The 14,252-nt window shown below is 53.3% G+C and carries 13 protein-coding genes; 12 read left to right on the forward strand and 1 reads right to left on the reverse strand.

Translation table 11 applies throughout. From position 1 onward, the window contains the following. The first annotated feature begins 200 nt into the window (after window positions 1-200). Together OCL06_RS03420 and OCL06_RS03425 are read left to right on the forward strand one after the other, a co-directional pair. Window positions 201-824, forward strand: a complete 624-nt coding sequence (locus OCL06_RS03420) for a uracil-DNA glycosylase family protein (protein ID WP_262992351.1) — start codon at window positions 201-203, stop codon at window positions 822-824. 208 nt (window positions 825-1,032) lie between these two features. Beyond that, entirely contained in the window at window positions 1,033-1,482 is a 450-nt protein-coding gene (locus OCL06_RS03425; protein ID WP_262992352.1) for a hypothetical protein, read from the forward strand. Between the two features lie 79 nt (window positions 1,483-1,561). Here the strand turns inward: OCL06_RS03425 and OCL06_RS03430 are convergent, their stop codons facing one another. Next, on the reverse strand, window positions 1,562-2,164 hold the full coding sequence (locus OCL06_RS03430; protein ID WP_262992353.1) for an EF-hand domain-containing protein: 603 nt from the start codon (window positions 2,162-2,164) through the stop codon (window positions 1,562-1,564). Window positions 2,165-2,522: 358 nt separating this feature from the next. On the opposite strand from OCL06_RS03430, the gene OCL06_RS03435 reads away from it, so the two are divergent. From OCL06_RS03435 to OCL06_RS03480, 10 genes are read left to right on the forward strand one after another with little or no spacing between them, the layout of a single operon-like run. After that, on the forward strand, window positions 2,523-3,710 hold the full coding sequence (locus OCL06_RS03435; protein WP_262992354.1) for a polysaccharide biosynthesis protein: 1,188 nt from the start codon (window positions 2,523-2,525) through the stop codon (window positions 3,708-3,710). Continuing rightward, window positions 3,710-4,921, forward strand: coding sequence for a hypothetical protein (locus OCL06_RS03440; RefSeq protein ID WP_262992355.1), 1,212 nt, complete (start codon window positions 3,710-3,712; stop codon window positions 4,919-4,921). Before OCL06_RS03435 ends, OCL06_RS03440 begins: the two co-directional genes overlap by 1 nt. Next, window positions 4,921-6,090, forward strand: a complete 1,170-nt coding sequence (locus OCL06_RS03445; RefSeq protein WP_262992356.1) for a glycosyltransferase family 4 protein — start codon at window positions 4,921-4,923, stop codon at window positions 6,088-6,090. The genes OCL06_RS03440 and OCL06_RS03445 overlap by 1 nt, the downstream gene beginning before the upstream one ends. Next, a complete protein-coding gene (locus OCL06_RS03450) occupies window positions 6,087-7,241 on the forward strand; it encodes a glycosyltransferase family 4 protein (RefSeq protein WP_262992357.1) in 1,155 nt (384 codons plus the stop codon). The genes OCL06_RS03445 and OCL06_RS03450 overlap by 4 nt, the downstream gene beginning before the upstream one ends. Then, window positions 7,238-7,849: a sugar transferase gene (locus tag OCL06_RS03455; RefSeq protein WP_262992358.1), complete on the forward strand. Its 612-nt coding sequence runs from the start codon at window positions 7,238-7,240 to the stop codon at window positions 7,847-7,849. The genes OCL06_RS03450 and OCL06_RS03455 overlap by 4 nt, the downstream gene beginning before the upstream one ends. Then, complete coding sequence (locus tag OCL06_RS03460) at window positions 7,842-8,507, forward strand: acetyltransferase (protein ID WP_262992359.1); 666 nt, start codon at window positions 7,842-7,844, stop codon at window positions 8,505-8,507. The genes OCL06_RS03455 and OCL06_RS03460 overlap by 8 nt, the downstream gene beginning before the upstream one ends. Further along, a complete protein-coding gene (locus OCL06_RS03465; RefSeq protein WP_262992360.1) occupies window positions 8,501-9,685 on the forward strand; it encodes a DegT/DnrJ/EryC1/StrS family aminotransferase in 1,185 nt (394 codons plus the stop codon). The genes OCL06_RS03460 and OCL06_RS03465 overlap by 7 nt, the downstream gene beginning before the upstream one ends. Continuing rightward, window positions 9,672-11,594 carry a polysaccharide biosynthesis protein gene (locus OCL06_RS03470; RefSeq protein ID WP_262992361.1) on the forward strand — a complete coding sequence of 641 codons (1,923 nt, stop codon included), beginning with the start codon at window positions 9,672-9,674 and terminating at the stop codon, window positions 11,592-11,594. The genes OCL06_RS03465 and OCL06_RS03470 overlap by 14 nt, the downstream gene beginning before the upstream one ends. Window positions 11,595-11,612: 18 nt before the next feature. After that, window positions 11,613-12,128 (forward strand): polysaccharide biosynthesis/export family protein, encoded by a 516-nt coding sequence (locus OCL06_RS03475; protein WP_262992362.1) that lies wholly within the window; start codon window positions 11,613-11,615, stop codon window positions 12,126-12,128. Next, the gene (locus OCL06_RS03480) at window positions 12,128-14,158 is read left to right on the forward strand and encodes a GumC family protein (RefSeq protein ID WP_262992363.1); all 2,031 of its coding nucleotides are present in this window, start codon (window positions 12,128-12,130) and stop codon (window positions 14,156-14,158) included. The genes OCL06_RS03475 and OCL06_RS03480 overlap by 1 nt, the downstream gene beginning before the upstream one ends. The last annotated feature ends 94 nt before the right edge of the window (window positions 14,159-14,252 follow it).

A 14,252-nucleotide genomic window follows, 5' to 3' on the forward strand; every position in this document is an offset into this window, starting at 1 on the left:
CCATGTGAGAGTAGCACATCGCCAAGCTCCTATTCGATAAGAAGCCCGCTCAGTTGAGCGGGCTTTTTTCGTTTCTGCGCATTAAAAACCACGCCACTCATCATCTTCCTCATGCGCTTAAGTTCGCGCTAATAAATTTATAACTTGCCCCACGGGTAATCCCAAAGCCCTAACTGCTGGTAATACTCTAAAGCATCATTGTGTTTTCACACGTTCAGGAACGGGAGGGAGCCTTGTCAGTTAGGGACACTAATAATAATGGTCAGCTTGCGCAACGTGCTTCGGCGTGTCGGTTTTGTAGTGATTTAATCACCCATGAACCCAAGCCGGTGTTTCTGCTTAACCCAGCAGCAAAGATTGCGCTGATTAGTCAGGCTCCTGGCCGCTTGGCGCATGAGTCTGGTAAGCCCTGGAATGATGCATCAGGGGAGCGGCTTCGCCGCTGGCTGGGATTAACCAGTAACCAGTTTTATTGCGCTGAGGGTGTATCGGTTATTCCCATGAGCTTTTGTTTCCCGGGATATAAAAACGGCGCCGATGCGCCGCCGCTTAAACCCTGTGCACCTAAATGGCATGAGAGCTTCTTACAGGTTATCAAACCCCGGCTGACACTGTTCATTGGCAGGTATGCACAAAGTTATTACCTGCCCCAGTATCAGAAACTAACCGATGCAGTGTCAGACTGGCGGGCACTTAGCCCGACCAGGTTCGTGTTACCTCACCCCTCCGGGCGTAATAACCGCTGGTTCCGCCAGCACCCCTGGTTTGAGCAGGAGCTGGTACCGCACCTGCAACGCCTGGTCGCAGGGTTACATATACCGTAGCTGTGGTTAGCTCCCCGGGCATCCGCCCGGGATAACGGGCAAGGTGTATCCTTTCTCCTCGTGCCAGCACTGATTTGAGAAGGGGCCTAAATCAGTGCCTAATCACAATTTGGATCGTATTTACTGCTACACTAAGGGTTAGCTTCACAACATCCCCACAGAGACCGTTACGGTATTTTTGCTTCCTGTCTAACAGAGGGTACAGGCTATGACTGTTGTAAATCAGCTATCAAAACTTGCTTGCACATACCTGGCGGTTGTAGTGGTCACTGGATGTAGTAACGGGCTGTCGTCTGTCAGAAACGTTACTTACCCACCCGACTTTAAGTATATTGAGCGTGATCAATTACGGTCAGGCATGGATGAAATGGCATTGCATATCAGTATTCTTGATGGCGCACTGCAGTACAGTCAGGCTGACGATCCTGACGCTATCCGTGAGGAGGTGCTTACCGCGTTGACAAATATAGAGCGGGTCGCCTCCAGCTTGCAGGCGGCGTCGGCCGGGGCTAGCCACCCGTTTATGGAGGACCATATGCGCAGCTTTGTGGCCACGGTGGATAAAGCGCGTAGTGCCGCTTCTCTGGCTGAACCCAGATACTACTTTGCAGGCAAAGTGGCCGGCGCCTGCGCGGCCTGCCACAAGGTGAACCGTTAACTTACTCGTTTATTAATTCCGAGTATGGCCTTGGGGTGTCTGAGCGGTGTACTCAGACACAGTAAGGCGCCCGTCACCCTTACTCTTGCTGGTCTTGTTTGGCGTGTTGGTAAAAGGTGTCGTATTCCGTGCGGGATATCACCTTATTATCGTCTTTATCCATTTCTTCGAACGCCTCACCAGTGCCATGCTCCTCTAACTCAGTTTTAGACAGCTCGCCATTCTCATCTACATCAATGAGGTCAAACTGGTAATCGGTAACGACTTCCTGCTTTTTGACTTCTAAACTGCGCATTTCTTCAGAAGCTTCAGCCGCTTCTTTATCTATTACTGACGACTTATTGTCCGCTATTTGCTTAGCTCTTTTAGTAACAGGCTCTGGTGCCAAATTACCCGGTGCGCCGGGTTGCGCAGTATCCTGCACATCATTATCGAAGTGCTCAGGGTTTGCGACTAAATACGCATTAAACTCATTGCGTGAAATACGTTTATCTTCATTGCTGTCGATTGAATCGAAATACTGTTGAATGGTATGGCTGCTGGTTTCCTTTACGGTCAGCATGCCATTGCTATTTTCATCGAGCTGTTCAAAGGTGGCAGTAATCAGCTCTTGATGTGAGCCGGCAACCGCGCTGGCCGAAATAGCACCGCTTATAAGCGTTACAAGTAGTTTGGTTTGCATCATATTCTCCTCAGTTGACCGCAGTGCAGGCGTGAGCATGTACTGCGCAGGTTAATTATTCTGATTCACGGGCTGTGCCATATTAAAAAGTGCTGATTATCAGTTGCTTAGAAAGTCTGAAAGCTTTGGGTGTGGGCGTAGGTGTGAAATACACGCGCAGTTGCGCACTTTTTACGCACTGTCCGGTGAAGGGACACATGTGCGCGCACAAAAGTGAATGTTTACATCGGGTAAACCCTGCATGTCGTTAAACATTCGTCGAAATTTTGACGTTTTCGCTTCTTTTTTTTGACACTTTTGCGTATGGTAAGAGTTCAAAATAAGAGCGGTAACATACCGCCATCTAAAAATAATAAGAATGCGCGACCAAAAATCAGGGGGACACGGCACAACAGCGGCTTTGCTGTTGTTTCAGCTGACGGCGTTTGTAACGCCCTGGCTGTGTGTGTTGTGGTTATCATTTCAGAACGATGTAGCCGGTGTAGCCAATTACAGCTACCTGCTGGCGATCTTCGCACCTCTGTCGTTATTGCTCGCCAGCCCGTCTCGCACCTACCTGCTCAGTACACAGTCACTGGCCGACCCGGAAGTGAGGGGAGTTCGTCTGCTCTTGCTGATAACAGGATGTGGCGTGGCTTTCATGATAGGCCTTGTTGAAGGCGCCGTGTTACTGGCTATGGCGGTGTATCTGGCTAAAATCACTGAGTTTGCGTTTGATGTGCCGATTGCTGCAAAGCTCCGGAACCGGCATGCCGGTAAACTCAGTCTGCTGGCGCTGACCAAAGTGCTGGCGATAGGTGCCGCTGTCGCTCTGGTGTGGTTTTCACAAAACCTCACTGTGGGCTTGCTGGGTGTCTCGCTACTGTTTGTGGTGTGTGCCTGGGGGCGGGGATTTTTTCAGCTCACTGTGCCTCGCAATTTTACCGTCACCCTTAGTCGGCTCCTGCCCCTCTCACTCACGGCGTTAATGTTTTCGGTTTATTTTAATATTCCCCGCTACCTGTTGGGCAGCAACGATCAGGACGGCACGCTGGCTATCTTTACCATCAGCAGCTTTCTGTTAACGGCATTGCTGGTTATTAATAACGCGGTGTGTCAGGCCGGGCTGCCGGGCTGGGCACGTGCCGTACAGCAGGGCGAACGAAGAGGGCTTATAATTAGCCTGGCTAAAAGCGTAGCCGTTGCCGTGCTGTTGTACGTGGCATTACAGCTTTTTCAGTTACCTGTTCTGTATGACTTATTCTGGCAGGCACATAACAATCTGCAAAGGTTGGATCCTGCCTACCCGGACGTCTACCGGTGGGTACTATTACTGGCCATCGGGCCGCTTTTGTTTTCCTTTGCTAACTACTTACTGATTTGCACTCAGCAGCATAAACCCTTACTGGGGATCACGGTGATGAATGCTGCGGTAACCGCACTGTTTAGTTATGCGGGTCTGATTTACTCTGGTTTCATCGCGGTGTTATTCGTGCTGAGTCTGAGCGGGCTGGTACATTTTGCGATGTGCGGCGTGTTGTTCCACCGCGCAGTGAGGACCGTCTGATGGAGCACGGTTTCTTTTATCTTGCCTGTGTGGCTGCGATTTCGCGTATCGGGTACGAAGTAATAAGTTTTCGGGGCAAGGTCACGCCGCTGGCGCTTTACTGTTTCTGCTACCTGTATTTTTGTTTCGGTCCGTATCTGGCGAATCTACTGGGCTTCAGTATTTACAGCGGCATTCAAAAAGCCTATCTGGACGAGGCGGCGTTCGTGTTCTTCCTCGCGATCATCACCCTTACGCTTTTCCCGGCAAATACTCTGAGCCGAATTGAAAGCCCTCTTGCCCTGGTGGTGAAGTCGCCGAAACTGGTGAAACAAATTTGTTTACTGGCCATGGCCTTACCGGTCTGCGCCCTGTTCGCACTGGCCTTTGCCCGTATCGGGTTTTCGGGCATGGATAAAGTGCAGCGGATCCAGGCGGTGGGCATAGTCCATTACGTATTACTCACCTTGTGGCCGTTATTACTGTTTATATTACTCACCGTGACCCCGCGTAAAGCGCTGGCGGGTAAAGAGCCATGGATGGTTGGCGGCACTGTGCTGCTGTATTTTGCCTACTGTTTTTATATGGGCGAACGTGACTTTGCGTTGCTGGCGTTGCCACTATTTTTCTGGCTGTACAAAGACCACCCTATTTCTACAATGAAACTGGCGCTGCTCGCGACCGGCGGTGTTACCGCATTTACCCTGATGTCGCTGGGGCGGGGAAATGCGTTTGAAGGCGGGGGCCTGAGCGCATTCCTCAATCAGGGCAGTAACCTCATGGTGACCTCCAATATTCTGGCCTGGCTGGAGCAGGGGCAGCAGGTGATGTGGGGGCAAAGCTACTTCTCGGGGCTGGTGAATATGCTCACCCTGGGCGCAATAAAGCTTACATTGCCGTTATCGATCTGGTTTAGCCGGGCTTATTCGCCGGCGGCCAATGATGGCGCTTATGGGTTTTCGATTGAAGGTGAGGCCCTGATTAACTTTGGCCTGGCCGGGGTGCCCTTTCTGTTTGCGTTTATCGCGTTGTTCCTGGCGGTGTGCTACCGCGGCTATCTGGCGGGCCGACCGCTGGGCGTGCTGCTGACTTACTTCAACTTGTTCTACTTTATTTACGCCATACGTGGTGAATCACTGATTTTATTCAAATCGTTTATTTACTGTTTGATCCTCTTTTTTGGCCTGCTGATGCTGTCACAGCGTGGCCGCTTGTACTTTAGGGTGGCGTAATGGAACTGGAAGTGGTGATTGAAAAACGGTTTTACCGTTGTCGGGAACAGAAAGTCTGGACCGAAAACGCATTTCCGTATGCTTTTTGGCTGCGCTACTTAAGTGTATTTTCCACTCTGACTATTATTGCCCGGGTCCACGAAGTGAACGAGCCCCAGTCACAATGGCAACAGGTGACCGGCGAGGGGGTTGAGCTTGTGGCGTTGCCTGGCTACGTGGGACCAACGCAGTTTTTACGCGCGCTGCCGAAAACGCTGAGTATTTTGCGCAAGCGCCGTAACCGGGCAGGCCGGACGCTGTATCGTGTGCCCGGCATTCTGAGCTGGCTTCATCAACTTATCGTGCGCCCTTCACGGGGAAGCTATGCGGTGGAAGTGGTGGGCGATCCAGCGGACACCTTTGCCAAAGGCGCCAGTAGCGGGGCGTTGCGCCCGGTGATTAAAGCCGTCTTTACCTCACTTTTGCGTTATCAGTGCCGCCACGCCGGGGCGGTTTCTTATGTCACCCGCGCCGCATTGCAACAACGTTACCCGCCCGGGCAACAGGCTTACCATACTCACTATTCGTCTATCTGTCTGCATGATGACGACTATAAGAAAGTAAGTACTTACACAATTTCCAGGCCACCGCAGCTATTGTGTATAGGCAACTTATCTCAACCCTACAAAGGCTGTGACACTATGCTTCAGGCTTTGCAGCTGTTTCAACAGCAACGTCACACGGTACAACTGACCTGGGTAGGGGGCGGTTCGCTCCAGCTTTACTACGAGGCGCTGGCTGAAAAATTAGGGGTGGCTCACATGGTAACCTTTATGGGCAATGTGGCCTGTCGGGCACGAATTCGTCAGTTAATTGATGCCTGCGACTTATTTGTGCTGCCCTCGCGCCAGGAAGGGCTGCCCAGAGTGTTGATAGAAGCCATGGCAAGGTCGCGATTATGTGTGGCTACCCAGGTGGGCGGCGTACCTGAACTGCTGCCGGCTGACCGGATTGTGGCCAGAGACGACCCAGCCGGGCTGATGCGTTGCATTCAGGCGTCTCTCGCGATGTCTGCCGGTGAACAGCTTGCCGAGGCCAACGGCCACTATCAACGGGCACAGGATTATCACGACAGCCAGCTCCAGCAACGGCGGGTTGCGCTCTATCACACCCTGAGGCAGTTAGCATGAGAGTCCTCCACCTGATAAAAACGGCACATGGCGCAAGCTGGGCAGTCAGACAAACCTCTCAGCTGGTCAAACAGGGCTATGACGTGCACGTGGCGTTACCCGACGGGCCGATGGTGGCGCAATACCAGCAAGCCGGCGTAACTGCCCATCGGTTGTCACCCGCTGTGAATATGGCCAGGCCGTGGCAAACTCCCGGGCTTGTTGCTGACCTGCAGGACTGTATTAAGCAGGTGCAGCCGGATTTGGTGCACAGCCATTTTGTTGCCTCCACGTTATTAATGCGGCTGGCCATGCGGGGCTCACGCATTCCCCGGATTTTCCATATTCCCGGGCCATTGCACCTGGAGCATCCGCTGTTCCGGCAGTTGGATTTGCAAACCGCCGGCGCCCACGATTTTTATCTGGCCTCCTGCAAATGGACGCAACATACCCTAACCCGTTATGGCGTCGCGCCGGCCCGGGTCGGCCTGGCCTATTACGGCGTGAATGAAGAGGATTTCCTGAAACCCGCGGCCACCGCTGTAAATCTGCCTGACTTATTTCCTGATGATACCGCGCCCTTCATTGTCGGCATGGTGGCGTACTTCTATGGGCCGAAATATTTCCTGGGTCAGCGTCGGGGCCTGAAAGGCCATGAAGATCTGATCGACGCCCTGGCTATCGTCCGTCGTCGTCATCCGCAGGTAAAAGGTGTGTTCGTGGGCGGGCCGTGGGGCAGTGCTCAGCGCTATTACCAAAAAGTGCAGCGCTATGCCCACCATAAACTGGGCGAGGCCGCGGTATTTTTAGGTCAGCGTAACGATGTGCCTTCACTGTATCCCCAGTTTCAGCTTGCAGTGCACCCGTCCCATTCAGAAAACGTGGGCGGGGCGGTGGAATCAATGTACGCCCGGGTTTTGACCCTTACCTCTGATGTAGGTGGCTTTCCGGATCTGTTATTGCCGGGGAAAACCGGCTATATGGCCAAAGCGAAGTCGCCCACGTCACTGGCCACCGAAATTTGCCGGGCGGTAGAGAATCAGGCCAGCGCTCCGGCGCTAATCAATCAGGCTTTTGAACAGGTGTCAGCGGTGATGAACGTAGAACACAATGCCCGGGAAGTGAGCGATTTCTATCAGCATGTAATGAAAACCCACGGAGGTCAGCAATGATAAAACGGCTGATAGATATTCTGGCTTCGGCGACGGCGCTGCTCATTCTGTGGCCGCTGTTACTGGTGTTGGTGTTACTGGTGCGTCGCAAGCTGGGCACGCCAGGCTTCTTTATTCAGACCCGGCCGGGTAAGCACGGTAAGCCATTTTCGTTATACAAACTGCGCACGATGACGACCCAGCGTGACAAGCGCGGCAATTTACTGCCCGACGCCCAGCGTCTCACCCGGTTTGGTTCGTTTCTGCGCAGTACCAGTCTGGATGAACTGCCGGGCTTGTGGAATGTGCTGAAGGGTGACATGAGTCTGGTCGGGCCCCGGCCGTTGCTGATGGAATATTTGCCGCTATACAGTAAAGCGCAGGCCAGGCGGCACAATGTTCGACCGGGCCTGACCGGCTGGGCCCAGGTAAACGGACGTAACAGCTTGTCGTGGGATGAAAAATTCCGGCTTGATAGCTGGTATGTCAACAACCGGTCGCTGTGGCTGGATATGTGGATATTAGTGCTAACGGTGTTCAAAGTGCTGCGCAGAGACGGCATTTCTGGCCAGGGCGAGGCCACCATGACCCGGTTCACCGGCAACACAGGCGGTGAAGCCCATGACTGATACAGGCTTATTCCGACTGGTGATTATCGGGGCCAGTGGTCATGGTAAAGTGGCTATTGACGTCGCCCGGGCCTGCCTGCCGGGCTGTGAATTAATGCTGGCAGACGACGGCGACTGTGACCCTGAGGTGCTTGGCGTGCCGGTAGTGGGAAATACTGACACGGCCCTGGAGTTAATCAGCGCGCATACCGGCTTTTTTATTGCCATCGGCAACAATGCGGTGCGCGCAGCGGTTAGTTTACGTCTTAGCAGAGCCGGCGCACGCATCATTTCTCTTGTGCATCCTCAGGCCATTGTCAGCACCAGTGCGCAGTTCGGTGACGGCACACTGGTCATGCCGGGCGCAATTATTAACGCGGAGGCCCGTCTTGCCGAGGGCGTCATAGTCAATACCGGCGCCACCGTGGATCACGACTGTCAGTTAAGCCGCTATGTGCATCTGGCGCCTGGGGTTAATCTGGCGGGCGGCGTGTGCGTGGGGGAATACGGGTTTATCGGTATTGGTAGTCAGGTTATTCAACAGGTGCGGATAGGTGCACAAAGCATTGTGGGCGCGGGTAGTACGGTTATCAGTGACTTGCCCGACCAGAGCACCGCAGTCGGATGTCCGGCAAAAATAATAAAAATTAAAAATAAAAAAGTGGGGGTAACATGTTAAACGGACCGTTTTCACCCTGGCCTGATTACGATGAGCAGGAGCAACAGGCTGTCCTTGAAGTGATGCGCTCGAATCAGGTGAACTACTGGACCGGGCAGCAAGGGCGGAAGTTCGAACGGGAATTCGCGCATTTTGCTGACTGTGAGTATGCTATTGCGGTGGCCAACGGCTCGGTGGCCTTAGATTTGGCCTGGCGGGCGCTGGCCCTACCTGCCGGCAGCGAAGTCATCGTTACTTCACGGTCGTTCATGGCCTCGGTATCCTCAATTGTGCTAGCCGGGCTGGTGCCAGTGTTCGTAGATGTCGATCGCGACTCGCAAAATATCTGTGCCGAAACAATCGCCCCGGCGATTACCTCACGAACCCGGGCAATACTGTGTGTGCATCTTGCTGGCTGGCCCTGTGATATGGAAGCCATTCTGGCGCTCGCCAGTGAGCATGGCCTGAAGGTCGTCGAAGACTGCGCCCAGGCTCATGGTGCCCGTTATGCCGAGCGCTCGGTGGGCAGTTTCGGGGACATTGCGGCCTGGTCGTTTTGTCAGGACAAAATTATGACCACTGCCGGTGAAGGCGGCATGGTAACGACTAACCATCGCGACTTGTGGTCAGTGATGTGGGCGTTTAAAGATCATGGCAAGTCGTATGATGCCGTGTATGAGCAAGCCCATCCCCCCGGCTTTCGCTGGTTGCATGAATCATTTGGGACTAACTGGCGTCTCACGGAGATGCAGGCGGCAGTAGGGCGCAAGCAGTTACAGAAAATGCCGGCCTGGACTCGTACCCGGCAGGCCTATTGTCAGCAAATTTGGCAAACCTGTGAACGTTTTCCTGCCTTGCGCGTGCCCGCACTACCGACGAATGTCGGTCATGCCGGCTATAAGTGCTATGTGTTTGTAAACAGTGATCAGCTGTCATCCGGCTGGGACAGAGACCGCATTATGGCAGCCATTAATGCGCGCGGCGTACCTTGTCTGTCAGGCTCCTGTTCTGAAATCTACCAGGAGAAAGCCTTTGACAACACATCCTACCGTCCCGCTGCGCCGTTGCCGGTGGCCAGTGAACTGGGGGCAACCAGCCTGATGTTTCTGATACACCCTACACTGAGCCAGCAGGAGATTGATCTGACCTGTGAAGTTATTACCCAGGTAATGCAGGAGGCGGGTCATGCTGATAGTTAACCGTTTACATGCTATTCCTGGCTGGCTGAAAACCACCTTACTGTTTTTGTGGGATATGCTGGCACTGGCGCTGGCCTTCGCAGTAGCCTACTGGATTCGACTAGGGGTATCGCCAAACCCGATTACCAGCGACGAAGTGGTGCTGATGATCGGTAACCTGGTGTTCACCCTGGGCCTGCTGGTGGTACTCGGCCATTACCGTCAGAGTCTGCGTTACTTTGCTCTGTCCGGACTGACCGCCTTGCTGGCCGGGATCACTTCGTCAATTACCTACCTGTTTGTGATGAAAACCCTGGTAGGGGCATTTGTCCCGCTCAGTGTGCCGGTAATGTACTGCACGTTTGCGCTGACCCTGATTGGCGGGCCACGTCTGCTGATTTATGTGGCATCCCATACACTGGGGTACCGGGCGCGGGAAAAATGTCTGATTTTTGGTGCCGAACAAGCGGGCCGGGCGTTAGCCCTGGCGTTACATGAGTCGCCCAAGCTGATGCCGGTAGCGTTTATCGATGATAAAAGCCGTTATCAGGGTAAAAGCGTTGTGGGGTTACCGGTATACAGTCGTGACAGCATCAATAAAATGATCGCCCGGCACGGCGTCACGAAAATACTGCTGGCGGTGAACAATACGTCTCAGGCACGCCGGCAAGAGCTGCTGCGCTCATTAGAGCCGTTCGCGCTGGAATTACTCACCGTCCCTGATATCAACGAACTCAGTACTGATGGCAAACATATTGCCGACCTGCGTGAGGTGAAAATTGAAGAGCTGCTGGGGCGGGAGCCCGTGCCGCCTATTACTGAATTACTCAATCAGAATATCACCGGAAAGCACGTCATGGTTACCGGGGCGGGCGGCTCAATCGGTAGCGAATTATGCCGGCAAATTGCCCGTTTACATCCTGCCTCGCTGACGCTGTTTGAGCTGTCAGAGTTTAATCTGTATCAGATAGAGCATGAGCTCAGTCGAACCTGCCCGGGCGTGCAGCTGTACCCGGTACTGGCCTCTATTCAGGACTGTGATGTGCTGCGCCGCACGATGGATGCCCGCAAGATCCAAACTATCTACCATGCTGCAGCATACAAACATGTGCCTATGATTGAGCATAACTCTGCGGCGGGGATCCGCAACAATGTGTTCGGCACGGCCAATGTGGCGTTAACGGCCGCCGAATTCGGAATCGAAAAGTTCGTATTGGTGTCTACCGACAAAGCCGTTCGCCCCACCAATGTAATGGGCGCCACCAAACGGTTCGCTGAGTTATATGTACAGGCCCTGGCAGACCTTGGCAGTGATACCGAATTTGCGATTGTTCGCTTTGGTAACGTGCTGGGATCATCAGGCTCAGTGGTGCCGGTATTCACCCAGCAAATTAAGAAAGGGGGGCCGCTCACGGTTACCCATCCGGATATCATCCGTTACTTCATGACCATCCCCGAAGCCGCGCAACTGGTAATTCAGGCCGGCTCGATGGGCCGCGCAGGCGAGGTGTATGTGCTGGATATGGGCGAGCCGGTAAAAATAGCCGATCTGGCACGCAAGATGGCGCACTTAATGGGTTTAAGTGTCTCTGAGAACGGACCTGGCGTGGGTGACATCGAGCTTAAGTACACCGGTCTGCGCCCCGGTGAGAAGCTGTATGAAGAGTTGCTGATTGACGATGCCGATACGACTACCGCGCACCCGCGCATAATGGGCGCAAATGAAGCAAAAATTTCGTTTGGCGAGGTGGTGATGCTGTTGGACCGGCTGAACTTTGCCCTTCTGAACAACAATGAAGCTGAAGTCAGGGCATTGTTACTGGAAGCTCCGCTGGCCTACCAGCCGGTCGATCACAGCGCCCAGTCCAATGTGAAGCAGGTTGATTTCAGAGCAGGAAAAATGCGTCCGGCCGTCGGCCAGGCCGGATAACCGTCAGGTAAGAAGTAGATGTATAGAGTACTGTTTACGATGTGGCTGGGCTTGATGAACATCAATGTCCATGCCGAACAGACTGATATTCCGTTGGGGATTGGCGATGCAGTAAAGGTGGTTGTATTCAATGAACCTGATTTGCTGGTCAATATGAAAGTAGATGCCAACGGCGTTATCCACGTGCCCCTCATTGGTGATATTCATGCGGTAGGCCTGACAGCTCAGCAGCTGGATGAAAAAATTACCGCAATGCTGGAGGCGGATTATCTGGTTGCGCCACAGGTATCCGTTATTGTTGAGGCGTTCCGCCCGTTTTATATCAAGGGGGAAGTAACCCGCGCAGGCAGTTACGATTACGTTATTGGGCTCACAGTGGACCAGGCTATCGCCATTGCCGGCGGCCTGCGTGAGCGAGCCGCATCAGATGACTGGCAACTGATCCGTGGTCCTCAGAAAAAGCTGCTAACTGTAACCGCCGACACTCAGGTGCTGCCGGGGGACATCATCGAAATTCCGGAGAGCTTCTTCTGATGTCAGATACGGTGTCACAGGAAGTCACGTTCGATCTAGGAGACCTGTTCAGTTTCTTGTGGGCGAAAAAGTGGGCCATTATGCTCACCGCAACACTGTTTATTGTGCTGGGGTACATGTATGTGCAGTCGCTGCCCCGGCTGTATGCTGCGTCCAGTACCTTATTGCTTAATGAAGACAGCAATACACTGCCGCTTGCCGGTATGGCTGCCCTCACGGGTTCGGCCGGCAGCCAAATGGACACCCACATCGAATTTATCCGCTCCCGCCAGTTTCTGAAAAGCATTGTGAAAGCACAGCAATTGCATCTGACCCCCGAGTTTCTGCCACCGCACGGGCCGAATGCGGGCGTACCGGATATTGATCATACGGTGTCGGTTATTCAGGAGGACCTGAGTTTATCTGTGATTGCCGATACCAATATGTTGAAAGTCACATTTGTTGCCCGTGACCCGAGCATTGCCATGCAGGTGGCGAATGCCATCGGCCCGGCTTTTTTTGATGATCAGGCCAGTCGTGAAAGCGGCCGGGTAGCGTCTGCTTCCCACTGGATCAGTGAGCAAATTGATACGGCCAGAGAAATGCTGGATGCATCTGAGTTGCAGCTGCAACAATTCTTAGAAGCTAACCAGCTGGTGGATGTAGGCAGCGAGATGGCACTGCTGCAAAATGAAATTGTCGCTTTGATGCGGGAACGACTGAACGCGGAAAAGCAGTTGAGTGAGTTATCAGCCAGTCTTGAGCAGTTGCAACGTGCGGAGGGTCAGCCCGCGGCGATGCTACAGGTGCCCTGGGTTGCTCAAAATGAATTCGTGCGATCCCTGCGCGCCCAGATCCAGCGTCAGGAAGTGGCGCTGGATGAACTGGCAAAGCGCTACAAACCCAAGCATTACCGCTATGTGGCGGTACAAACGTCGCTGGACACGTTACGGCAAGAGCTCGCAGAAACCGTGGCGGATATCCGTGCTGGTCTGGCTGAGCAAACCACGTCGCTGCAAAGCCGTATAAATGCACTTTCCGGCCAGATAGGGCAGGCCCGGCAGAAACACACGGACATGGGGAACCTTGAGGTTCAGTTCACCCGGCTGCGCCGCGAAGTAGAGCTTAACCAACAACATTACGATGTATTTTTGCGTCGTTTACAGGATGCAGAAGTACTGCAGGACCTCGGTTCCCAGCAAAACTTTCTGGTGGTAGACGCCGCGCGTCTCCCCCAACGGCCGGTATCGCCCCGGGTGGCCCTGTCCATGGCCGTTATTGCGGTGCTGTCGGTATTTGTGAGTATTGCCCTGTGGTTGGTGATCCATTTACTCAGCGATAAGCGCACCCGCTATAAACAGCTGCTTAAAGAAAATAATATTCCGTTACTCGCGGAGCTGCCAAAAACCAATGGCGGAGCAAAAGTAGCCAGCGCGCTGCGCATTGGTCAGGCTCGCCAGCACCATGCCATGGATGAAGCCATTCGAACCTTGCGTACCGGGGTGTTGCTACACAGTGAAGAACAGCAGGCCAGCGTACTCATGGTGTCGCGGGTAAAAGGCAACACTGATAACGGGGAGGTCACGGTACGGTTGGCTGAAAGTTTTGCCAACCTGGAAAAAACGCTGTTGATTGAAGGAAATCTGCGTACGCCTTTTCTGCATGAAACTTACGCGGACGACAGCCTTACGGTGGGTTTGTCCGATATGATCAGCCGGCAGGTTCGTTTCAGCCGGGCCGCATTTAAGCCCCACGAAAGCCGGCTGACTATTTTGCCGGCCGGCACCGTCCCGGACGATCCAATGACTATCTTGCGGCGGACCAGACTGGCAGCTTTGCTGAAAAAGCTGAGCACGGTTTACCAGCGGATCCTGGTACACGCACCACCCCTGAATAATGTGTCTGATGGCCTGATTTGGGCCCGGAAAGCCGATGCAATGGTATTAGTGTGCGATTTAGAAACTACCGAAACAGACGAACTGAAGTTCGCCATTGATACACTGAATGATAACGGACTGAAACTTTTGGGCGTGGTCTTTGAAAATGTCTGACTTTTTAAAGATATTAGCAACAGATAGCCGCAAAATTAGACTTATAGCTAATATTTAAGCAATGCTTAACATGCTTTAATTTATTAAAATTATA

Origin of the sequence: Alteromonas salexigens, from assembly GCF_025628895.1 — a bacterium.
GTDB classification, from domain to species: domain Bacteria; phylum Pseudomonadota; class Gammaproteobacteria; order Enterobacterales; family Alteromonadaceae; genus Alteromonas; species Alteromonas salexigens.